General features: G+C 68.8%; 20 protein-coding genes. 11 read left to right on the top strand and 9 right to left on the bottom strand.

The genetic code is table 11. The annotated features are described in order from the left end of the window. Window positions 1-15: 15 nt before the first annotated feature. The 5 genes from gyrB to dnaA all read right to left on the bottom strand — a co-directional run bounded on the left by gyrB (window position 16) and on the right by dnaA (window position 7,079). Window positions 16-2,052: a DNA topoisomerase (ATP-hydrolyzing) subunit B gene (gene gyrB, locus AC2DGY_RS15530; RefSeq protein WP_484510672.1), complete on the bottom strand. Its 2,037-nt coding sequence runs from the start codon at window positions 2,050-2,052 to the stop codon at window positions 16-18. A 124-nt stretch (window positions 2,053-2,176) separates the two neighbouring features. Further along, on the bottom strand, window positions 2,177-2,668 hold the full coding sequence (locus tag AC2DGY_RS15525; protein ID WP_484510671.1) for a DciA family protein: 492 nt from the start codon (window positions 2,666-2,668) through the stop codon (window positions 2,177-2,179). Next, the gene (gene recF / locus AC2DGY_RS15520) at window positions 2,661-3,818 is read right to left on the bottom strand and encodes a DNA replication/repair protein RecF (protein WP_484510670.1); all 1,158 of its coding nucleotides are present in this window, start codon (window positions 3,816-3,818) and stop codon (window positions 2,661-2,663) included. Before recF ends, AC2DGY_RS15525 begins: the two co-directional genes overlap by 8 nt. Before the next feature lie 286 nt (window positions 3,819-4,104). Beyond that, window positions 4,105-5,256 (bottom strand): DNA polymerase III subunit beta, encoded by a 1,152-nt coding sequence (dnaN, locus tag AC2DGY_RS15515; RefSeq protein WP_484510669.1) that lies wholly within the window; start codon window positions 5,254-5,256, stop codon window positions 4,105-4,107. A gap of 407 nt (window positions 5,257-5,663) precedes the next feature. Continuing rightward, complete coding sequence (dnaA, locus tag AC2DGY_RS15510) at window positions 5,664-7,079, bottom strand: chromosomal replication initiator protein DnaA (RefSeq protein WP_484510668.1); 1,416 nt, start codon at window positions 7,077-7,079, stop codon at window positions 5,664-5,666. A 300-nt stretch (window positions 7,080-7,379) separates the two neighbouring features. On the opposite strand from dnaA, the gene rpmH reads away from it, so the two are divergent. From rpmH to AC2DGY_RS15465, 9 genes are all read left to right on the top strand, one after another. Next, a complete protein-coding gene (gene rpmH / locus AC2DGY_RS15505) occupies window positions 7,380-7,517 on the top strand; it encodes a 50S ribosomal protein L34 (protein WP_484510667.1) in 138 nt (45 codons plus the stop codon). Between the two features lie 9 nt (window positions 7,518-7,526). Further along, the gene (gene rnpA, locus AC2DGY_RS15500; protein ID WP_484510666.1) at window positions 7,527-7,865 is read left to right on the top strand and encodes a ribonuclease P protein component; all 339 of its coding nucleotides are present in this window, start codon (window positions 7,527-7,529) and stop codon (window positions 7,863-7,865) included. Then, window positions 7,862-8,218 (top strand): membrane protein insertion efficiency factor YidD, encoded by a 357-nt coding sequence (yidD, locus tag AC2DGY_RS15495; protein WP_484510665.1) that lies wholly within the window; start codon window positions 7,862-7,864, stop codon window positions 8,216-8,218. The genes rnpA and yidD overlap by 4 nt, the downstream gene beginning before the upstream one ends. Window positions 8,219-8,222: 4 nt before the next feature. Continuing rightward, window positions 8,223-9,338, top strand: a complete 1,116-nt coding sequence (gene yidC, locus AC2DGY_RS15490; RefSeq protein ID WP_484510664.1) for a membrane protein insertase YidC — start codon at window positions 8,223-8,225, stop codon at window positions 9,336-9,338. 16 nt (window positions 9,339-9,354) lie between these two features. Next, entirely contained in the window at window positions 9,355-9,864 is a 510-nt protein-coding gene (locus AC2DGY_RS15485; RefSeq protein ID WP_484510663.1) for a Jag family protein, read from the top strand. Window positions 9,865-9,883: 19 nt separating this feature from the next. Beyond that, complete coding sequence (gene rsmG, locus AC2DGY_RS15480) at window positions 9,884-10,510, top strand: 16S rRNA (guanine(527)-N(7))-methyltransferase RsmG (protein WP_484510662.1); 627 nt, start codon at window positions 9,884-9,886, stop codon at window positions 10,508-10,510. A 1,643-nt stretch (window positions 10,511-12,153) separates the two neighbouring features. Then, window positions 12,154-13,068, top strand: coding sequence for a ParA family protein (locus AC2DGY_RS15475; protein ID WP_484510661.1), 915 nt, complete (start codon window positions 12,154-12,156; stop codon window positions 13,066-13,068). Further along, complete coding sequence (locus AC2DGY_RS15470; protein WP_484510660.1) at window positions 13,068-14,027, top strand: ParB/RepB/Spo0J family partition protein; 960 nt, start codon at window positions 13,068-13,070, stop codon at window positions 14,025-14,027. The genes AC2DGY_RS15475 and AC2DGY_RS15470 overlap by 1 nt, the downstream gene beginning before the upstream one ends. 98 nt (window positions 14,028-14,125) lie before the next feature. Then, on the top strand, window positions 14,126-14,473 hold the full coding sequence (locus tag AC2DGY_RS15465) for a tryptophan synthase subunit alpha (protein WP_484510659.1): 348 nt from the start codon (window positions 14,126-14,128) through the stop codon (window positions 14,471-14,473). Between the two features lie 78 nt (window positions 14,474-14,551). Here AC2DGY_RS15465 and trxA read toward each other — a convergent pair whose 3' ends face one another. From trxA to AC2DGY_RS15445, 4 genes are all read right to left on the bottom strand, one after another. Continuing rightward, the gene (trxA, locus tag AC2DGY_RS15460) at window positions 14,552-14,875 is read right to left on the bottom strand and encodes a thioredoxin (RefSeq protein WP_484510658.1); all 324 of its coding nucleotides are present in this window, start codon (window positions 14,873-14,875) and stop codon (window positions 14,552-14,554) included. Between the two features lie 64 nt (window positions 14,876-14,939). Beyond that, a complete protein-coding gene (gene trxB, locus AC2DGY_RS15455; protein WP_484510657.1) occupies window positions 14,940-15,926 on the bottom strand; it encodes a thioredoxin-disulfide reductase in 987 nt (328 codons plus the stop codon). Between the two features lie 72 nt (window positions 15,927-15,998). Beyond that, on the bottom strand, window positions 15,999-16,307 hold the full coding sequence (locus AC2DGY_RS15450; RefSeq protein ID WP_484510656.1) for a hypothetical protein: 309 nt from the start codon (window positions 16,305-16,307) through the stop codon (window positions 15,999-16,001). Beyond that, window positions 16,304-18,469, bottom strand: coding sequence for a DUF6049 family protein (locus tag AC2DGY_RS15445; protein ID WP_484510655.1), 2,166 nt, complete (start codon window positions 18,467-18,469; stop codon window positions 16,304-16,306). Before AC2DGY_RS15445 ends, AC2DGY_RS15450 begins: the two co-directional genes overlap by 4 nt. Window positions 18,470-18,568: 99 nt before the next feature. On the opposite strand from AC2DGY_RS15445, the gene AC2DGY_RS15440 reads away from it, so the two are divergent. Next, window positions 18,569-20,089: a DUF7059 domain-containing protein gene (locus AC2DGY_RS15440; protein WP_484510654.1), complete on the top strand. Its 1,521-nt coding sequence runs from the start codon at window positions 18,569-18,571 to the stop codon at window positions 20,087-20,089. 33 nt (window positions 20,090-20,122) lie between these two features. Then, window positions 20,123-21,550, top strand: a complete 1,428-nt coding sequence (locus AC2DGY_RS15435; protein ID WP_484510653.1) for a CCA tRNA nucleotidyltransferase — start codon at window positions 20,123-20,125, stop codon at window positions 21,548-21,550. Window positions 21,551-21,755 lie beyond the last annotated feature (205 nt).

Genomic DNA, 21,755 nt, shown 5'->3' with positions numbered 1-21,755 from the left:
AGGTCGGCGGCGAGCTCAGATGTCGAGGAAGCGCACGTCTTTCGCGTTGCGCTGGATGAATCCACGACGGGATTCGACGTCTTCACCCATGAGCACCGAGAAGATCTCATCGGCCGAGGCCGCATCATCGATCGTCACCTGGCGGAGGGTGCGGGTCTGGGGGTCCATCGTGGTCTCCCACAGCTCGTGGTCGTTCATCTCACCGAGACCCTTGTACCGCTGGATGGCGTTGTCCTTCGGGATGCGCTTGCCCTCGGCCTGCCCGGCGACCAGCAGCGCGTCGCGCTCACGGTCGCTGTACGCGTACTCGTGGGCGTGATTGGACCACTTGATGCGGTACAGCGGCGGCTGGGCGAGATAGACGTACCCGGCCTCGATGAGCCCGCGCATGTAGCGGAACAGCAGCGTGAGCAGCAGCGTCGTGATGTGCTGGCCGTCGACGTCGGCATCGGCCATCAGCACGATCTTGTGGTAGCGCGCCTTGGTGATGTCGAAGTCTTCGCCGATGCCCGTGCCGAAGGCCTGGATCATCGCCTGGACCTCTTTGTTGCCGAGGGCGCGGTCCAGCCGCGCCCGCTCGACGTTGAGGATCTTGCCGCGCAGCGCCAGGATCGCCTGCGTGTGCGGGTCGCGTCCCTGCACGGCCGAGCCGCCGGCCGAGTCACCCTCGACGAGGAAGATCTCGCTGATCGAGGGGTCTTTGCTCGTGCAGTCCTTGAGCTTGTCGGGCATGGCCGCCGACTCGAACACGCTCTTGCGTCGTGCGGTCTCGCGGGCCTTGCGGGCCGCGAGGCGGGCGTTGGCCGCGTCGATCGCCTTGCGGATGATGTTCTTCGCCTGCGCCGGGTTGCGGCCGAACCAGTCGCCGAGCTGGTCTCCCACCACCTTCTGCACGAAAGCCTTCGCCTCGGTGTTGCCGAGCTTGGTCTTGGTCTGGCCCTCGAACTGCGGCTCGGAGAGCTTCACCGAGATCACGGCCGTGAGGCCCTCGCGGACATCCTCGCCCGTGAGGTTGTCGTCCTTCTCCTTCAGGAGGTTGTTGGCGCGCGCGTAGCGGTTGACCAGTGTGGTCAGCGCCGCGCGGAAGCCCTCCTCGTGCGTGCCACCCTCATGCGTGTTGATCGTGTTCGCGAACGTGAAGACGTTCTCGGTGTAACTCGTCGTCCACTGCATCGCCATCTCGAGCGCGATCTTGCGATCGGTGTCTTCGGTCTCGAAGTCGATGATCACGTCGTTGACGACATCGGAGCGACGGACCTTGTTCAAGTACTCGACGTAGTCCACGAGCCCGCGCTCGTAGAGGAACGTGTCATGCGGGTGGTGCGGGATCTCCTCGCCGGTTTCGCCGGCTTCGACGGAAATCGACTGCGGGCGCTCGTCGCGCAGCTCGATGCGCAGTCCCTTGTTGAGGAACGCCATCTGCTGGAAGCGGGTGCGCAGCGTCTCGTAATCGAAGTGGACGGTGTCGAAGATCGACTCGTCCGGCCAGAAGGTGATGGTCGTGCCGGTGACATCGCTCGGCTCGGCCTTCTCCAGGGGGGCCTGCGGGACACCGCCGTCGCGGTACGACTGCCGCCACACGAATCCCTGGCGCCGCACCTCCACGTCCAGGCGGGACGACAGCGCGTTGACGACGGAGGAGCCGACACCGTGGAGCCCGCCGGAGACCGCGTATCCGCCGCCGCCGAACTTCCCACCGGCGTGCAGCACGGTGAGGACGACTTCCACGGTGGACTTCCGCTCAGTGCGGTGCATGTCCACCGGGATGCCGCGGCCGTTGTCGACCACGCGCACGGCGCCGTCGGGCAGGATCGTCACCGTGATGGTGTCGCAGTACCCCGCGAGCGCCTCATCCACGGAGTTGTCGACGATCTCGTAGACGAGGTGGTGCAGACCGCGCTCACCGGTGGAGCCGATGTACATGCCGGGGCGCTTGCGCACCGCTTCCAGGCCCTCGAGCACCTGGATGTCGTCGGCCCCGTAGTCGTTCTGAACCTTGTCGGATGAGGATGCGGCTTCCTCGGGAACGCTCTCGGGGTTCACGGACGTCATAGGTTTCGCGTGCTCCACATGTGGTCGGGAAGGTGTTCTCCCAGTCTACCAACCAGAGGGCGTCTCAGATGCGTGTACGCCGCTGTGGCGCGATGAAATCTCTCGATCCAACCCTGAACGTGGGTCAGCCGTAGGTATCGCGCGGACCACGGCCTGGAATGGCTCTGGGACCCCATTTCCAGGAGGGAACGTCCGGCCCGATGAAGCGGATCGCATCGACCCCGGCCTCTGGGAAGCGGCGCATGATCTCGGAGAGCACCTGCGCGCGCATGAACTGGAGCTGCTTCGCCCATGCCGTCGAGTCCGCCTGCACCGTGAGGAGGCCGACATCCAGGGCCACGGGACGAGTGTGCCGCGCGGTCTCCTCACCGGCCACCTCCGCCCACGTGCGCGAGATGTCGGCGCGCGCGAGCTGAGGCTCCCATCCGGCATCCCGGGTCAGTGAGTCCAGGACGTCGCCGACGCCGTGCGGGTCTCGGCCCCGCATGAACGGCTGGCTCTCGTCGACCACCGACCGCGTCACGCGGCGCCGGCGATACTTCGATGGTTCCAGTCCGCGGAGACGCAGATATGTCGCGAGGGTCTCCGGCACCTCCGCCCCGACGGGCTCAGGCATCGACGTCCGCCAGGATGCGGCCGGCTTCTACGCGCACGATGCGCGCGCGCAGTCCGTCGGGAACGTCCTCCTCGACCGCCGAGGTGACGATGACCTGCTCGTAGCCGGCGGCGAGATCGGCCAGGCGTGCCCGCCTCCCCGCGTCGAGTTCGGCGAACACGTCGTCGAGGATGAGGACGGGGTCACCGAGCTGGGATTCGGCGCGCAGCAGCTCGGCCGAAGCCAGTCGGAGCGCGAGCGCCACCGACCAGGACTCGCCGTGCGATGCGTACCCCTTCACCGGCAGACCGCGCACCCGCAGGATCAGGTCGTCGCGGTGCGGGCCCACGAGGGTGAGCCCGCGTTCGAGTTCGGCCGAGCGCCGGGCCGCCAGGGCCGCGCGGAACTGCTCGGCGATCGACCCGGCGTCGGCGGCATCCGCGGCGTCCGAGTCGTCCTCCTCCGGATCGCCGCCCCGCACCGACAGAGCCCAATCCAGACGCGGCTCATGATCGGCCCCCGCGATCGCGGCATACGCGGCGGCCACGGGTGCGGAAAGATCGGCCGCGAGAGCCAGCCGCGCGCGGATGACCTCGGTACCGAGGGTGACGAGCTTGTCGTCCCACACGTCCAGGGTCGAGAGGGCATCGCCGCGCAGTCCGCGGGCGCGCGCCGACTTCAGCAGCGCGGTGCGCTGGCGGAGCACCCGGTCGTAATCGGCGAGGACCCCCGCGAGCCGGGGCGTGCGCTGAATGAGCAGCGCATCGGCGAACCGCCGCCGCCCCGACGGGTCGCCACGGACGATCTGCAGATCCTCGGGAGCGAACAGCACCACCTGCGCGTACCGCGGGAGCTCCGCCGTGCGCACGGGAGCGCCGTTGACGCGGGCTTTGTTCGACCCTGTGCGGTTCAGCTGCAGCTCCAGGAGCACCCGCCGCTCGCCGTGGGTGAGGCGCGCACGCACGATCGCCGCATCCGCCCCGTCTCGCACCATCGGGGCGTCCGCGGAGACCCGGTGCGACCCGAGCGTCGCAAAATAGGCGAGGGCCTCGACGAGATTCGTCTTGCCCTGCCCATTCCGGCCGACGAAGACGTTGGGTCCGGGATGCAGCGACACATCGGCGACCGCGTAATTACGGAAGTCGACGAGCCCGAGCTGCTCCACGATCATGCGACCACCCTAAGTCCGACCAGCGACGTCTTACCTGTGTCCATCCGTTCCCGGAGCTCGCCCCGGAAGCGGGTTGGGGGCTCGTCCCCCAGGCTCCGGGGTGTCCGGTTGTGAAGGACAGTCCCCTCTGCGGGCGCTTCGCGGCCGCATTCACCCCCACCCCCGGATGCCAACCTCCCCGACGGGACACCCCTGCGCCCGTGCGGGTCCGTGCAGGGATCCACTCCCCGCCAGGCCCCCGGGGCGAGTTCGAACCGGAGCGACCCGGAACCAGACTCTGCGGAAGTCAGCGGAGGAGGAGGTTGGGCTGCAGGAGGTACTTGAACGACTCCGCGCCGCCCTTGTCGACGGAGGTCTGCGGCGTGATCAGCACGGGGCTGAGCTTGTTGGCGTTCTCGCTGGAGGTGAAGGTCACCCGCGCGAACTCGCTCTTGACCGCGCCGAGCGATTCCAGCAGGTACTGCGGGTTCAGCCCGAGAGTGACGTCGTCGCCGACGAGGGTCGCATCGACGGACTCTGTCGCCCGCGCCTGCTCGGTGCCCGACGCATCCATCGAGACGCCGTCGGCGGCGAAGGTGAATCGCAGCGGCGCCGAACGATCGAGCACGAGCGCGACGCGACGGACGGCCTCGGCGAGATCAGCGGTGTTCACGACGGCGTGGTGCTCGGTCTGCGCCGGGAACAGCCGGCGCACCGGGGGGAAGTTGCCCTTGATCAGCAGCGACGTGACGGTCTTGTTCCCCGCCGTGAATGCGATGATCTCGCGGTCACCGGATCCGGAGAAGGCGATCGCGATGTCGCCGCCGTGCGCGAAGGTCTTGCCGACCTCCTGCAGGGTGCGGGCGGGAACCAGCGCGGTGATCGGCTCGTCGCCGGCGGCCGACCCGCCATCCCACGGGATCTCCCGGAGGGCCACACGATAACGGTCGGTCGCGACCAGGCTGAGCGTCGTACCGGTGACCTCGAGCTGCACGCCGGTGAGGACGGGTGTCACATCGTCGCGGGAGGCGGCGAAGGCGACCTGCGAGATCGCCGTGGCGAAGTCCTCGGCGGGAACGAGGCCCGACTGACCGCTCACCTCGGGGATCGCAGGATATTCCTGAACGGGCATCGAGGCCAGGGTGAAGCGGGCGGACCCGCAGGCGAGCAGGATGCCGCCGTCGTCATCGACGACGATCTGAATCGGTGCGTTCGGCAGTCGGCTGGCGATCTCCGACAGGAGGCGGCCGTGGACCAGGATGGTGCCCGGCTCGTCGACGGTGGCCTCGATCGTCGTGCGGGCCGAGGCTTCGTAGTCGAATGCCGCGAGAGACAGACCTGCTTCGGATGCCTCGATCAGCACCCCGGCGAGGATCGGCTGCGGGTTCCGCTGCGGGAGGAGCTTGACGACGAATGACACGGCTTCGCTGAACACATCGCGATTGACGTGAAACTTCACGGGTGCTCCCTCGGAGTCGGGTCTGGCGTACCCATGCTAGTGCCCGCGCCGCGTCGGGCCGGAAGCCCCGCTCCCGCCGGTAAAGGTGATCGGATGTGTTTCTCCAAAGGTTTTCTCTTCATCTTGTTAACAGCTGTGGAAACTGTGGATAACTCGTGCGATCCCAATGGCGGAATGGGAACTACACCGGTGTGAGATGTGGGATGGCTGCGGAGCGAGCTCTGACAACTCTCCCCAGCAGGGCGGCGGCGGGCGCGGTCCTCCACAGGGTGGAGCGAAACTTTCACATGACCGCAGGCGTGTCGTCCACGGTTATCCACAGGTTATCCACACTGTGCAGAACTGCATGATGAGGGCACCGCCCGGCTCTGTCAAGAACGCGGACGGACCGGGCGAGTCGCGCCGAATCAGCGCGAGCGGCCGAGCTGCGTGGTGATCTCGGAGACCTGGTTGTAGATGGAGCGGCGCTCTTTCATGAGCTCGCTGATCTTCTTATAGGCGTACATCACCGTGGTGTGATCGCGGTTGCCGAAGAGCTGCCCGATCTTGGGGAGCGACAGGCTCGTGCGTTCGCGGCACAGGTACATCGCGATCTGTCGCGCCGTGGCGACGGCCTGTGACCGACTGGAACCGTAGAGGTCGTCGACCGACAGCTTGAAGTACTGGGCGGTGGCGCTGATGATGTCGGTCGGCGACACGATGTTCGCGTCATCCTGATCGACGATGTCTCGCAGGACGGTCTGAGCCAGCGACATGTCGAGGTTCGACCGATTGAGGCTGGCGAATGCCGAGACGCGGATGAGGGCGCCCTCGAGTTCGCGGATGTTGGACGACACCACCGTCGCGATGTACTCCAGAACCTCGTCCGGGATCTGCAGGCGCTCGCTTTGCGCCTTCTTCCGGAGGATCGCGATGCGGGTCTCCAGGTCGGGTGCCTGCACGTCGGTGATGAGACCCCACTCGAAGCGGCTCCGCATCCGATCTTCGAAGCCCGTCAGGTGTTTGGGTGGTACGTCGCTGGTGATCACGACCTGCTTGTCGTGGTCATGCAGCGTATTGAACGTGTGGAAGAACGCCTCCTGCGTCTCGGCGCGTCCTTGCAGGAACTGGATGTCATCGATGAGGAGGATGTCGACGTCCCGATACCGCGCCTGGAATGCCGAGCCCCGGTTGTTCACGATCGAATTGATGAAGTCGTTCGTGAACTCTTCGCTGGAGACGTACCGGACGCGGATTCCCGCGTACATGCTGACGGCATAGTCGCCGATCGCGTGGAGGAGGTGCGTCTTTCCCAGGCCCGAGTTCCCGTAGATGAACAGCGGGTTGTACGCCTTGGCTGGTGCTTCGGCGACGGCGACCGCTGCCGCGTGGGCGAAGCGGTTCGACTGCCCGATGACGAAATTGTCGAACGTGTACTTCGGGTTCAGTCGCGTGTCGCTCCGTGACGCCGGGGACGCGGCTTCACCCGCGTCGTCGGGGGCTGGCCGGGAGACCTGGGCCGGTGGTGGGGCGGTTTGCACCGACATGGGAGCGGTCAGATGCGCATCGATCAGTTCCGGGTTCACGGCCACTCGGAACGAGGTGGCCGGTTCCGGAGCATCCACCTTGGTGAGCGCCTCCATGAGGGGAAGCCGGAGGCGCTTGTTGATCTGCGCTGCGGTGAGGTCGTTGGGTACGTCCAGGTACAGCACGCCGGCGTAGACACCGCTGGGAACCACGAGGTTGAGGAAGCCCAGGAGCTGAGGCGTGACGCGCTCGTCTTCGAGGAGGCGCTCCAGCACGGCCGGCCAGATGGGGACGTCGGTGACATCGGACTGTGACATGGTCCCCCTGAGGTGGTCGGTGCGCCGAATCGGCGGGATACGAGGTACCGAGCCTGTGGATAACTACCCAGACACGCTAGCCAGCGACCGTTCCGAGAGCAAACTTCACTGTAGATCCGGCCGCGTGTCACCGCCACCTGCGTCGGCGGGGGTGGGGATAATGTGCGCTTTCACGCCGACTGGTTTGAGTTATGTCGCCGACGGACGTAGCCTTAGTCGGTTGACTTGTGCCTTCTCGGCAGTCCCGATCCCGCATCGTCCCCGGTGAGCCCCCGGGGAAAACATCTCCGGAGTGACCTCATGACCAAGCGTACGTTCCAGCCGAACAACCGTCGCCGCGCCAAGAAGCACGGCTTCCGTGCCCGCATGCGCACCCGCGCAGGTCGCGGCATCCTCTCCGCTCGTCGCTCCAAGGGGCGCACCGAGCTGTCCGCCTGACCCGCAGCGGTGCTCGCCAGACCGAACCGAATCACCCGCGGATCGGATTACAAGGCCATCGTCCGGCGGGGTCATCGCTGTGCCGCCGCGCACACCGTGACCTATGTCGGTCGTTCCGGTGACTCCGCGGTGGCCCGGTTCGGGTTCATCGTCAGCAAGCAGGTCGGGTCGGCCGTGGTGCGCAATACCGTGCGCCGCCGGCTGAAGGCGGTCTGCGCCGAGGCGCTGCCTGGCGTCCGCTCGGATGTGGACGTGGTGATCCGGGCCCTGCCCAGCGCCGCCACCGCCGATTTCGCTTCTCTCCGCGACGAGGTCGTGCGGTGCCTGGAGCGGAAGGCCGTCGCGTGAGCACCTCCACCCTCCCGGTCGCTTTCGTCGGATCCGGCACGCTCACCCCGGCGGGGGTCTGGGCATCCGTCCCTCTGGTGCCTCGCAACGTCGGTCTCGCGCTGCTGCACGGCTACCGCGCAACGATCTCCCATGCATACGGCGATGTGTGCAAGTACTATCCCTCATGTTCGGCATACGCGGTCGGCGCCGTCCAGCAGCACGGACTGCTCAAAGGCACGGCTCTGGCAGCAGCGCGCCTCGCGCGGTGTCACCCCTGGGCTCAGGGCGGCATCGACGACGTGAAGCCGCACCGCGCCTTCCGCTACGAGCTCACTCGGCACGGTTTCGTCGTGCCCCCTGGAAAGGACTGAATCCGTGGGATTCGACCTGATTGGAACCATTCTCTGGCCGCTGAAGTGGCTGGTCGAGCTCGTGCTCGTCGGGTGGCACTCCCTCTTCACCTACATCGGGCTTCCACCGGCGGATGGCATCACGTGGGTGCTGTCGATCATCGGGCTCGTGATCGTGCTGCGGTCGGCGCTCATCCCGCTCTTCGTGCGGCAGATCAAGAGCCAGCGGAAAATGATGGAAATCGCCCCTGAACTGCGGAAAGTTCAGGAAAAGTACCGCGGCAAGAAGGACCAGCTCTCGCGGGAGGCCATGAGTCGCGAGACCATGGCGCTGTATAAGAAGCACGGCACCACACCGGTGTCGAGCTGTCTGCCCCTGCTCGTGCAGATGCCCATCTTCTTCGCGCTGTTCAGCGTGCTCAACGACGTGCAGAAGATCGCCGCCAATCCGGAGTTCTCCGGGGTGGGCCTGCTCAACAACGAGCTGACCCAGGAGTTCTACGACGCCCAGCTGTTCGGGGTCGCGTCCCTTCACGCGACCCTGATCAATGCGTTCGAGACCCAGAACGGTGTGGCCATCGCCATCCTGGTGGTCCTGGTCGTGCTGATGATCGTGTCGCAGTTCTTCACCCAGCTGCAGATCATCTCGAAGAACCTCTCCCCCGAGGCGAAGACCGGCCAGGCGTACCAGATGCAGAAGGTGATGCTCTACATCCTTCCGCTGGCGTTCATCTTCTCGGGTGTCTTCTTCCCTCTCGGCGTCGTCATCTACTGGTTCGTCAGCAACCTGTGGACGATGGTCCAGCAGTTCGTGGTGATTCGCGAAATGCCCACTCCCGGATCCGATGCCGCCAAGGCACGCGAAGAGCGCCTTGCCCGCAAGGGGAAGGCCATCGACTCCAGCGGCAAGGTCATCTCGATGGAGAAGTACCAGGCCGAGCAGCAGCGGCTTTTCGAAGAGGCCGAGCGAGCCCGCGCCGCCGCACGCAAGCGCCAGCAACCTGTCAGCAAGCAGCGGGCGAAGAAGCAGCAGGGCCCGGCCAAGCGTCCCGGATCGGGCAGTGGCGGCTCCCCGGCGCCCGGCGCGCGCGATACCCCCGGCTCCTCCCCCGGAACGCCTGACTCTCCGACCGCCTCCTGATGTCCGAAGGACGACCATGACTTCCGAATCCACCGACGTCGCACCCGCCTCCGCAGCGCCCGTCACCGACGAGCAGCTGGTCCAGGAAGGCGATATTGCCGCGGACTACCTCGAAGAGCTCCTCGATATCGCCGACCTCGACGGTGATCTGGCGCTGGATGTGCGCGGTGGACGTGCGTATGTCTCGGTGGAGGCCGAGTCATCCGGGTCTCTCGCTCGGTTGTCCGACCCCGAGACCGTGCAGGCCCTGCAGGAACTCACGCGTCTTGCCGTCCAGAACCGGACCGGACGCTTCTCCCGCCTCATCCTTGACATCGCCGGTTCGCGCGACACCCGTCAGCGCGAGCTCGAGCAGCTTGTCGAGCGTGCCCTGGAGCGCCTGGAAGGCGGCGCGTCGCAGGCATCCCTCCCGCCGATGTCGAGTTACGAGCGGAAGTTGATCCACGACATCGCCGCCGACCGTGGGCTGGTGTCCGAGTCGTACGGCGAAGGCGCCGACCGCCACACGGTGCTGCGCCGCGCGTGACGTTCCACGTGAAACATCGATGACCGATCTCGAGCCGGAGCCGGCTGCCGCGGCGGTCATCTTCGGAGACCGGATCGAGTTGGCGCGCGCCTTCACGGAGGCGCTGGGCGCACACGGCGAGGAACGCGGCCTGATCGGCCCACTGGAGGCGGGGCGCCTGTGGTCGCGCCACATCCTCAATAGCGCGGTGGTGGCTCCGCTGTTCTCCGGCCGGGTGGGGGATGTCGGATCAGGGGCTGGGCTTCCCGGCCTCGTCCTGGCGATCGCGCGCCCCGACGTGGAATGGCTGCTCATCGAGCCGATGGAACGCCGTACCGCGTGGCTGACCGAGCAGGTGGATGCGCTGGGCCTGGAGAATGTGGAAGTCGTTCGCTCTCGGAGCGAGGATTGGCCCGGCGCGGGCTCGCTCGACATGGTGACGGCACGAGCAGTCAGCGCGCTGCGCACCCTGATCCCGTGGACCGCTCCCCTCGTGCGGGACGGCGGGCAGCTCATCCTGCTCAAGGGAGCGAATGTGGCGGCTGAGGTGGGGGCGGCCCGCAAACAGATTCGCGCTCATCGCCTGTCGGACGTACGCGTGGAGCCCGTTGGTGAGGGGCTCTTGGATGATCCGACCCGCGTCTTCCGAGCCGTCGTGCGCGGCTGACACGACTCATCCCCGTTCCGCCCGCTCTCGAGCTGCAGCATGTGAGACCCCGCGGGTGCGGATGGGTTGGTGAGGCGGTGCAGCGCAAAGATCACTGCCGAATCCACTGCCTGGCGCGATTACCCACGTGCCGGCACGCTCAGGCGGTGCCGGGGCGTGCGCGGGGACACGGAGCAGTGCTCGTCACCGCGGGGTCACCGAGCGATGCCCGTCACGGCGGGGCGGCGCCGGCGCGGCTGACGCACACCGGGTTCTGGCGTCGCGCGGACGGCTAGCCTACTACCGCTGGCTTAGGGACGCGCGTGCAGTGGCCGTCCGCTCGGAGGGCTGCCGTGGATACGCGCATTCACACACGCGCGCGCTCGTGAACCGCTCCCCCGGGGATGTTTCACGTGAAACACATAGCGGGGCGGCTCCTCCATGGCGGGGGGCGTTTGGCTTCCGTCCGGGCGAGCAGGGTCGCCGCGCCTGCGGCTGTCCGCGACGACGGACTGCTGGTTGCCGAACGCGCTCAGACGTTGCCCGAGCGACCGCGCAGAAGCGCGCAGGAACCCGCGGGGCCCGATTCGGTGGGACATAGGCGCGTGCGGCGGTGGTGTGGCGGAGGCGGGTGCCACGGACCAGGTGGGGGACGCGCACCGTCGCGCGCGCGGTGGCCGCGGGCATGTTTCACGTGAAACATCTGGGTCACCAGGGGCCGCGCCTGGGCACGGGTGCGTGCGGGTGCTCGCGCTTATCCGCCCCATGTTTCACGTGAAACATCGGACCCTCGCGGGAATGGCGAGGTGGCGGCGTGCCGTGTGGACAGCATCAGGGTCGCCTCTCTCGCGGTGCTCCACCCGGTTGCGTGGCGTGACCGGCGGCCTGTCGTGAGGGCACGCGGCGGATGCCGGCGGCGGTACTCGGCCGACGAGCCGCGGGCCCGTCCGGGCCCTGTCGTTATGCAGGCAACGGTCAGGAGCGGAGTCGGATCCGCGGGAAAGCGGTGCCCCAGCGCGGGGGACCCTCGCGCCGCGGCGACGCACCCGCCGCGGCCACGCACCACCGAATTCGGCCCTATCGAGGAGCGCGGAGGGCCATAGCCACTCAGTGGGACGGGCGTGACCAGGAATCATGATGACGCCCGAGAGGGCAGCGCTCGGGAAGCCACCGACACAGGGCCGGCCCACGGACAAGCGGCCCGGAGCAGGGGACGGAGGTCGACGTGAGCACTGGCGTCGCGCGCGCCAGTGGCCAGGCGAGCCCTCGCTCACACGGGCGCCTGCCCGTTGGCGCCCAGCGCACGCCGCACGTCAATTCGGCTGAGCAGCGGGCGTGCCGGCACGATGTTTCACGTGAAACATAGGTGGTTCACGCGTGTCGTGCACCTTCGCTGCCGTGCGTGCGGGGCACGCACGAACTTCCCTGGGGGTACAGAGAGAACCGCCTACCGAGACGCACCTCTGCTGGAGCGCCCAGGCCGCGCGCCCCGATAATGTTTCACGTGAAACATCCGGACTTACCCGCGCGCTCCGGTGACGCCAGATTTCCTCCTGTGGGAGCGTGAATGCCGCGAGTAGGGCGGCCGTGGCGCGGTCGGGAGGGACGGATGCCCCGGGTAGACTGAACCGTCCGGAACCGAGTGCCAAGGGAGAGCGTTTCACGTGAAACAATCCGACGACTCGGGGTCCGGTGTGACGTTCGACTCCCCGATCGCGCGCGAGTTGGCGGATCTCTCCGCCCGGCGCCGTGCCCTGGAGGATGTGGCCGTCGATCTCCCTACGAGTACCAGGGTGTTCACGGTGTCCAACCAGAAGGGCGGGGTGGGGAAGACCACGACCGCGGTGAACCTGGCGGCCGCGTTGGCCGCCGTCGGCGCGCGCGTCCTGGTGATCGACCTCGATCCACAGGGAAACGCATCCACCGCCCTGGGCGTTCCACACACTGCCGATACGCCGAGCGTCTACGACGTGCTCATCGACGAATTCCCCCTCGCTGACATCGTTCAGCAGAGCCCGGAATCCCCCAATCTCTTCTGCGCGCCCAGCACGATCCACCTCGCGGGCGCCGAGATCGAGCTCGTGTCCCAGGTGGCGCGTGAGCACCGCCTGCGTACGGCGCTCGATGACTATCTCGCGGTAGACGAGAACCGCATGGACTTCGTGATCATCGATTGCCCGCCTTCGCTCGGGCTGCTGACGATCAACGCCTTCACCGCGGCGAGCGAGGTGCTGATTCCCATCCAGTGCGAGTACTACGCGCTCGAGGGCCTCAGCCAGCTGCTCGGCAGCGTGCGCATGATTCAGCGCCACCTGAACACCGAGCTGCACGTCTCCACGATCGTCCTCACCATGTACGACGGACGCACTCGGCTGGCGCAGCAGGTGGCGGAGGAGGTGCGCACGCACTTCCCGGACGAGGTCCTGCGAACCGTGATCCCGCGCTCGGTCCGTGTGTCCGAGGCGCCCAGCTTCGGGCAGACGGTGATCGCGTACGACGGTCAGTCCGCTGGGGCGGTGGCCTACCGTGAGGCGGCGGTCGAGATCATCCAACGAGGCACGAAGAAGAAGGGCTCCTGATGGTGAAGAGGACTGGACTAGGACGGGGGATCGGTGCACTGATCCCCACGGCGGAGCCGTCGGAGGCGCGTCCGGTCGACGTTTTCTTCCCGGGTGCCCCGGCCGAATCGGCCACACCGGCGGATGCGGCGCCGGCCGACGACCTCGTCGCCGTACCCGGCGCGCGCCTGGTGCACATCAGCCCGCACGCGGTGGTGCCGAACCCTCGCCAGCCGCGCACGATCTTCGACGCGGATGACCTGGCGGAGCTTGTTCACAGTGTCCGGGAGTTCGGCGTGCTGCAGCCGATCGTCGTCCGTGACGTGGGGGAGGGCCGATACGAACTCATCATGGGTGAGCGCCGCACGCGCGCCGCGCGTGAGGCGGGTCTCGACGTGATCCCGGCGGTCGTGCGTGACACGGCGGACGAACACCTTCTGCGCGACGCCCTGCTGGAGAACCTCCACCGGTCGGAGCTGAACCCTCTGGAGGAGGCGTCCGCGTACCAGCAGCTGCTCGAGGACTTCGGGATCACGCAGGAGGAACTCGCCTCACGGATCGGCCGCTCCCGCCCGCAGATCAGCAACACCATCCGCCTCCTCCGCCTGCCCGTCCCGGTGCAGCAGCGGGTGGCGGCAGGCGTGTTGAGCGCGGGGCACGCCCGGGCCATCCTGTCGCTCGACGACGAGTCGGCGATGCGCAAACTCGCGGACAAGATCGTGAACGAAGACCTCTCGGTGCGGGCCGCCGAGGCCGTCGCGAAGAGCTCCCAGGGGGGCGCCCGGCGCGGGGCTGCGCCGAAGGCCGGATCGCGCCGCGGGCATCTGGATGAGGTTGCCGAACGGCTCGGCGATCGCCTGAACACCCGCGTCCGGGTGTCGCTATCGGCGAGAAAAGGCCAGGTCGTGATAGATTTCGCGACGGTCCAGGATTTGAACCGCATTCTCGCGGAGCTGGGCGAAGACGGGTTCGGGGGCTGACCCGGAGGCGTATTCCGTTTCGGGCATATCCGTGTTCCCCCCTCCGCGGGATGGCGCGCGGGGTCCTCGGCGGCGGCGGTCGGTCGTACGCTGGAGGTATGGCAACTCATGACGACCGGCCACGCCGGAGGGCGAGCCTGGAGCTGCTGCGTGCAGAGGCGGCCGACGAATTATCGGTCCTGGTTCACGAACGCCTGCTCGATGGCGAAGACCCGTGGGAGTTCATGGAGGATCTCCCCACGGTGGACGAGCTCGTCGTGCTGACGTTGCGCGCCGAGAACATCGCGGAGAACGGTGGGGTCAGGCCCAACCGCGCGCGCCACTATCGGGTGCTTCGGCAGATCGCCATCGAATACCCGCCGCTCACCCGTGCCGTCTGGCGGCTCCTGGGCGAGGAGGAGACGCACCGGCGCTGGGACGCGACCGTGCGGCTCGACGCCTCGTAGGGCGAGTCCGCGGGGGTCGTTCCGGATCGCAGAAAACCCCGCCGACCGTGGGTCGACGGGGTTTCGTGGCTCGGTGTGTCAGCCGATGAAATCGGCGAGGTCCTTCTCGAGAGCGAACTTCGGCTTGGCGCCGATGATGGTGGTCTTGACCTCGCCGCCCTGGAAGACCTTCATCGCCGGAATCGACGTGATCTGGTACTTCATGGCGAGGTCGGGGTTCTCATCGACGTTGAGCTTGAGAACGGTGATCTTGTCCGGGTTCTCGGCCGCGATCTCGTCCAGGATGGGGGACACCATCCGGCAGGGACCGCACCACACAGCCCAGAAATCCACCAGCACGGGACCGTCGGCCTGCAGCACGTCCTGCTCGAAGGTCGCGGAGGTCGTGGCCTTTGCGCTCATTGTCATCTCCTTGTTCGGGTAAAACTGTCGCCGGCTACAACGCCGGTGGCGGCGGGATTGTTCCTCAGGCCGCCGCTGCGCCCGGGAGACCGACGATCTGGTCCTCGCTCGCCGCAGGCTGTCCGGCCTGGCCACGCGCGGCGAGGTAATGCTCGACGTCCAGGGCTGCCACGGTTCCCGTGCCGGCGGCGGTGATGGCCTGGCGGTAGGTGTGGTCGATGACGTCACCCGCGGCGAACACCCCGGGAAGCGACGTGCGCGAGGACCGCCCGTCCACCCAGATCGTGCCCTCGGCCGTGAGGTCGAGCTTTCCGTGGACGAGGTGCGTGCGGGGGTCGTTGCCGATCGCCACGAACAGGCCGTCCAGCGGCAGTTGACGCGTCGAACCGTCGACGGTCGAGCGCAGCACGATGCCGCTGACCGCTTCGTCGCCCAGGATGTCGGCGACCTCGGCGTTCCAGACGAACTCGATCTTCTCGTTGGCGAAGGCCCGCTCCTGCATGATCTTCGAAGCGCGCAGCGTGTCCTTGCGGTGGATGATGTACACCTTCGACGCGAACTTCGTCAGGAAGGTCGCCTCCTCCATCGCAGAGTCTCCGCCGCCGACGACTGCGATCGTGCGGTCGCGGAAGAAGAATCCGTCGCAGGTGGCGCACCACGACACCCCGCGGCCGGACAGGCGCTCCTCGCCGGCGAGACCGAGCTTGCGGTAGGCCGAGCCGGTGGCGTAGATGACGGATGCGGCGGTGTGCACCGTGCCGCTTCCCAGCGTGACCGTCTTGACGTCGCCGTCGAGGTCGAGCGACACGACGTCGTCGTACACGACCTCCGCGCCGAAGCGCTCGGCCTGCGCCTGCATCCGGGTCATGAGGTCGGGACCCTGAATGCCCTCCGGGAACCCGGGGAAGTTCTCCACGTCCGTGGTGTTCATGAGCTCACCGCCGGCCTCGACCGAGCTCGCGATGACCAGCGGCTCCAGGTTCGCTCGGGCAGCGTAAATGGCCGCGGTGTAACCAGCGGGGCCCGATCCGATGATGATGACGTGACGCACGTGCGCGCCCCCTTCGTAGTTTCCTCGGCTTTCAACCCATCGTAGCCCGCGGATATTCCCCGGCTCGGGGGCTCAGCGGCGGGGCAGGAAACGCGAGAGCATCCGTACCGCGGGGGTCAGCTCGGGGGTACGGAACAGCGCGAGGACGCCGAGATAGACGGCGAGCACGACGCTGCCGATGATCGCTGCACCGAGTGCACCGACCAGCTTGTCCGAGGTCGTCCAGCCCTCCGCGCCGCCGAGGAGGAGGTACGCGCCCCATCCCGCTGCGGCAGCGGGGAGCGTGGCGAGGACGAAGCGCCCGAGCGAGGCCAGCCAGCTCGCCGTGCCGATGCCACCGAGGCGGCGGTGCAGCAGGCTGGCGCGCCCGAGGTTGCTCACTCGGTCACCCCCGGCGGGGGCGTGTCCGTGCGGACCTCCGGCTCCAGGGTGGCCGCGGCCTGTTCACGCGCGCGGGCGCGGCGCCGCAGCACGGTGCGCACGATCCCGAGCCCGAAGAACAACACCATGAGAGACACGAGGATCACCAGGCCGATGGTCTCCCATTCGGCGCGCACCTCGACCTCTGAGCTCTGCACGGTGCCGATGGGGACGCCGGTGGGGCTGTACAGCTGCATCGTGACGGTGACGGTGCCGCTTCCGACGCGCGCCTGAACGGGGATGGTGACGCGCGTGTTGCTCGCCGCGGACGCGAGCACCGGTGTGCGTTCGGTGACGATGAGGCGAGCGTCGTTCGGCTGGGCGACGAGTTCCAGGTTCACCGGATAGGGCAGGTCGTTGCGCACCCACGGGCCGAAATTCGCGTCGTAGCTGATGAGATTGAGCACGCTGGAGGGGAGGATCCCCACCGCATCCAGCGTTTCGCGCGTGCGTTCGCGGTGACGGGCGAACGCGGCGGACGCCGCCTCCGCATCCGCGCGCCATCCGACCGACAGCAGCTGCAGGATCTCGGCACGTTGGCGGCCGGTGAGGAGCGCGGGGTCGTCCAGGATGGTCGCGAAGCTGGCCACCTCGGTCTCCTCGGCGAGCAGCTGCATGACGTTGCCGACCGCCGCCGCATCGGCGGGGATCTCCCGCACGCTCACCTCGACGGGCTCGGCCGCGGCCAGTTCCGCCAATCCGAGGGGGGCGACCCCCGGCGTCGGGGTCGCGGCACTGATCGCGGCCCGGAGGCTCAGGCGCTCGCGATCGGTGCCGCGGTCCACCGTGACCAGCAGCGGCTGACCCCCGCTCTCCCGGGCCGCGAACGAGAGGTAGGCGGTGGCCTCAGCCAGTGGTGCGCCCCGTCGCGAGGGCTCCGGCTGGTCGGCGGCACGGTCCAGCGCTGCCGACACGGCGGAGTCGTACACGAGGAGCTGAGACCCGGCGGCTGTGGCGCGAGCGCGGGCGGTGCGGTTGCCCTCGCCGGTGGACGTGGTCGATGAGGGCACCAGAGTCAGGGGAGGCGCCCCGGCCACGGTCGTCGCCCCGAGCGCGGCCACCACATCGGAGCCGGCCGTGTCGCCTGCGGGCCAGAAGACGCCCGCGTGGGCGTGCGGTCCGATCGCGGTCAATTGCGTGAGGTCGGGAAGCTGCGGTTCGTCCTGAGTCTCCGCCCCCGGGGTGGGGGTCGCCGTCGGTGTTTCCGGCGCCGCGATGTCTTGCGCCGAGACGTAGGACACCAGCGACGTCGGCTGCAGGGGGGCGGGAAGTCCCGCCTGCATCTGCGGCGTCACATCCGCGTCGCCGAACTGCAGCGCGAACCGTTGGTTGGGCAGCGCCTCCAGGCGGGCGAGCCATTCGATCGCCGTCGGTGGGGCGGCCGTTCCCCGCGCGCGGATGGCCGCGGGCACCGCCGGGTCGATCGCCAGGATCGCGGCCGTCCCCTCCACCGCATCCAGCTGGGCGGTGAGCGCTCCGTCGATCGCGGTGAGGGCGGTCAGCTCCTCGATGCTCACGAGCCCCGCGGTGCCCGGTGGGGCGGTGATGGGGACGACGATGCCGACGGATGCGGTCACCGCGTCGTCGGGCACGACCAGGACGCTCGTCGAGACGAGTGTGTCCCCATCGACGACGGCCCTCGCCTGCAGCGGGTAGACGCCGGGACCGAGCGTGGCCAGAGCAGGGTGTTCGGGTGCCACGACGATGGTGGAGGTCGTATCGGCCCCGGATGCGAGCGGGGAGACCGGTGCCGACCCCACGACGGGGAGAGCGGAGGACGGTGCGCTGGAGAGCCATGCTCCCAGCGCGCTGCGGTCGGGGAGTGGGCCGGGGCCGAGTTCAAGGGTCACCTCGGTGGCGGCGAGGGAGTCGGGCGTGCCGTTGTCCATCGTCACCGACACGGCGAGCGCCTCGCCGCCGCGCACGATCCCGTTCGCCGCCGGTGACAGTGTCAGCTCCACCTCGCCGCTGAGAACCGGGCCCGTCGGTGACGGCGTGGGGGTGGCGGCGTGCGCGGAAGCGCCTCCTGTGACAGCGAGCACCACCGCCGCACCGGTCGCGAACAGGCGTCGCGTCAGACGGTGACGCGGCGCACGGGCCGGGGCGGGAGATGTTCGGATCATGAGGCTCCGGCGCGGGCAACAGGGCGACCGCACCGCAGCGATTCTATGGGCGTCGGCTCCGAGCTCCCCGTGCGCCCCGCGGGACGATTGAATGGAGGGATGTTGCCGCATCCCGATCCCGTGCTCGCCGCGGCGCTCGCCGCCGACCTCCGAGCGGGCGGGTACACCTCGGATGCGCTCCGCGCCGCATGGACGGCGGAGGCGGATGGAGCGATCCCGCGCGGCCTGCGCGGACCCGCACTGCGTGCACTCGGAGAGCGGACCGACCCGCTGGCGGTGGTCGCGCGCCTCCTGGCTCTGGCCGTGCCTCAGCCGGTGGCGCACGTGGACCGGGCCCTCCCGCAGATCCGCGCCGCCGGACTGGTTCGGCTCGGGCTCGCCGAGATCGACGGCGACACCGTGACGGCGGCGGCGATGGTGCGTCCGCAGGCCTTCGTCGACGAGCGCGGCGAGGGTGAGTGGTGGATCGCGAGCGATCTCGACGAGGCGGCGCTGGGCGGACCGCTCCCCGAGGATCACGTGCTGGGCGTGGGCGGCGCATCCCTTACCCTGGCCCGTCTGCAGCTGCCGGATGCGGCAGGCACGTGTCTCGACCTCGGCACGGGATGCGGCATCCAGGCGCTGCGGATGCGGCGGGGCGGCGCGGAGCGGGTCGTCGCGACCGACGTCTCCGAGCGGGCGCTGCGGTTCACGGAGCTGAACGCGCACCTCAACGGGGTGGACGGCATCCAGACGCGGTCGGGGAGCCTGTTCGACCCGGTGGCCGACGAACGGTTCGTCCGCATCGTCACGAACCCGCCGTTCGTCATCACGCCGCGGGCGGTGGGAGTGCCCGCGTACGAGTACCGCGACGGCGGCCGCGTGGGCGACGGGCTGGTCGCGGAGGTGGTCACCGGTGTGGGCGCGCACCTGGCTCCCGGCGGCGTCGTGCAGCTGCTGGGAAACTGGGAGAGCCACGGCGGCGAGGAGGGTCTCGATCGCGTGCGGGCGTGGGTGGCCGCATCCGGTGTTCCGCTGGACGCCTGGGTCGTCGAACGCGAACGCATCGACCCGCTCGCCTACGCCGAGCTGTGGGTCCGCGACGGGGGCACCGTTTCCGGCACGCCGCAGTACGCGGAGCTCATCGACGCGTGGCTCGATGATTTCTCGGCGCGCGGAGTGACGGAGATCGGGTTCGGGTACGTGCTGCTGCACCGCCCCGCGTCGGGCGAGGCCTCGCTCGCGCGCTACGAGCGCGTGGAGGGCGGGTCGGCGCCGTCGGGCGAGCACCTGGCGGCTTCTCTCGCCGCTCACGTCCGGTTGGCGGCCCTCGGCGACGACGGGCTCGCCGCATCGCGGTTCACCGTCGCCCCCGACGTGACCGAAGCGCGCCACCACCGGCCCGGCGAAGAGGCCCCGACGGTGATCGAGTTGCGCCAGGGTGGCGGTTTCGCGCGGTCGCTGCCGGTCGACCCGGCCCTGGCCGCGGTCGTCGGTGCCAGCGACGGCGACCTCGAACTCGGCCGGCTCGTCGACGCGGTCGCGCAGCTGATGGAGGTGGATGCGGCAGCACTACGGGCAGACCTGTTCCCCCGGGTGCGCGAGCTGGTGTTCACCGGCTTCCTCCGTTTCGCCGACTGATCGCGGCGGTTCCCGCCCGGTTAGGCTCGACGCATGCTGAACATGGCCGAGGGTGTCGCGCGCCTGGACGCGTTGGCCGACTCCGCCGTCGTCTCCCGTCTCGGACGCGCCTTCGCCGACGCCGGACACGAACTCGCCGTCGTGGGCGGGCCCGTGCGCGACGCGCTTCTCGGGCGCGAGACGCACGACCTCGACTTCACCACCGACGCGCGTCCTGACGACATCCTCCGGATCGTCACGCCCATCTCGAGCGCGCGCTGGGACGTGGGGCGCGATTTCGGAACGATCGGCGCCCGCGTCTCGGGCGAGCAGGTGGAGATCACGACCTACCGCGCCGACAGCTACGACGGCGTGACCCGCAAGCCCACCGTCGCGTTCGGCGAGACGCTGGAAGAAGACCTGGTGCGACGCGACTTCACCGTCAACGCGATGGCGCTGCGGGTGCCGGGCAAGACGCTGGTGGATCCGACCGGCGGCGTGGAGGATCTGATCGGACGGCGTCTGCGCACGCCCACCGAGCCGGAGGTGAGCTTCGGCGACGACCCCCTCCGGATGCTGCGCGCCGCGCGCTTCTCGTCCCAACTCGGCTTCGAGGTCGACCCGGCGACGCTCGCCGCGGTGGCCGAGCTCGGTTCGACGCTCTCGATCGTCAGCGCCGAGCGCATCCAGTCGGAGCTGGTGCGGATGCTGGCCACCGATGACCCCGTACCGGGCCTGCGGATCCTCGTCGACACGGGCCTGATGGACCTCTTCCTGCCCGAAGTGCCCGCGCTTCGGCTCGAGGTGGACGAGCACCATCACCACAAGGACGTCTACGAGCACTCCCTGACCGTGCTGCGACAGACGATCGAGCTCGAACACGCGCGGTATCCCGGTGCGGCCCCCGACGTGCCGCTGCGGCTGGCGGCTCTCCTCCACGACATCGGGAAGCCGGCGACGCGCCGCCTGGAGCCCGGTGGGACGGTGACCTTCCATCACCACGACGTCAAGGGCGCCCGTCTCGCGCGCAAGCGACTGCAGGCCCTGCGCTTCGACTCCGACACGATCCGGTCGGTCACCACGCTCATCGAGCTGCACCTCCGCTTCTTCGGGTACGCCGAGGGCGCGTGGACCGACTCCGCCGTCCGCCGGTACGTGCGCGACGCCGGCGACGAACTCGAACGACTCCACATCATCACCCGGGCCGATGTCACCACGCGCAACCGGCGCAAAGCCGCGCGCCTGGCCGGCGCATACGACGACATCGAGGCGCGTATCGCCGCCCTGCGCGAACAGGAGCAGATCGACTCGGTGCGCCCCGAGCTGGATGGCAACCGCATCCAGGAGGTGCTCGGCATCCCCCCCGGCCGCGACGTGGGCGAGGCCTACCGGTTCCTGCTCGACCTGCGCCTGGACGAAGGCCCTCTCGGCGAGGAGGAGGCCGAGCGGCGCCTCCGCACGTGGTGGGCCGCCCGCGCCTGACCCTCGCCCCGGCCGCGCGGCGTGGCGCCGCTCGAACGTCGGAGGATCGCACGTTGGTCGGAGCATCCGCGGAGAATCGTCCGACGGCGCTGCGATCCTCCGACCGTGGCATCGGGCGCGGCGCGGTCGGGGCGACACTCGACGTCGGAGGATCGCACGTTGGTCGGAGCATCCGCGGAGAATCGTCCGACGGCGCCGCGATCCT

This window comes from Microbacterium sp. Z6_144, from assembly GCF_057197625.1.
This window is presented reverse-complemented; position numbering and strand designations above follow the sequence as displayed.

Bases quoted from the DNA above. Each gene is read 5' to 3' on its own strand.
- gyrB (WP_484510672.1), bottom strand. From the start codon at position 2,052: ATGACGTCCGTGAACCCCGAGAGCGTTCCCGAGGAAGCCGCATCCTCA.
- AC2DGY_RS15525 (WP_484510671.1), bottom strand. From the start codon at position 2,668: ATGCCTGAGCCCGTCGGGGCGGAGGTGCCGGAGACCCTCGCGACATAT.
- recF (WP_484510670.1), bottom strand. From the start codon at position 3,818: ATGATCGTGGAGCAGCTCGGGCTCGTCGACTTCCGTAATTACGCGGTC.
- dnaA (WP_484510668.1), bottom strand. From the start codon at position 7,079: ATGTCACAGTCCGATGTCACCGACGTCCCCATCTGGCCGGCCGTGCTG.
- rpmH (WP_484510667.1), top strand. From the start codon at position 7,380: ATGACCAAGCGTACGTTCCAGCCGAACAACCGTCGCCGCGCCAAGAAG.
- AC2DGY_RS15485 (WP_484510663.1), top strand. From the start codon at position 9,355: ATGACTTCCGAATCCACCGACGTCGCACCCGCCTCCGCAGCGCCCGTC.
- rsmG (WP_484510662.1), top strand. From the start codon at position 9,884: ATGACCGATCTCGAGCCGGAGCCGGCTGCCGCGGCGGTCATCTTCGGA.
- AC2DGY_RS15470 (WP_484510660.1), top strand. From the start codon at position 13,068: ATGGTGAAGAGGACTGGACTAGGACGGGGGATCGGTGCACTGATCCCC.
- AC2DGY_RS15465 (WP_484510659.1), top strand. From the start codon at position 14,126: ATGGCAACTCATGACGACCGGCCACGCCGGAGGGCGAGCCTGGAGCTG.
- trxA (WP_484510658.1), bottom strand. From the start codon at position 14,875: ATGAGCGCAAAGGCCACGACCTCCGCGACCTTCGAGCAGGACGTGCTG.
- AC2DGY_RS15445 (WP_484510655.1), bottom strand. From the start codon at position 18,469: ATGATCCGAACATCTCCCGCCCCGGCCCGTGCGCCGCGTCACCGTCTG.
- AC2DGY_RS15440 (WP_484510654.1), top strand. From the start codon at position 18,569: ATGTTGCCGCATCCCGATCCCGTGCTCGCCGCGGCGCTCGCCGCCGAC.
- AC2DGY_RS15435 (WP_484510653.1), top strand. From the start codon at position 20,123: ATGCTGAACATGGCCGAGGGTGTCGCGCGCCTGGACGCGTTGGCCGAC.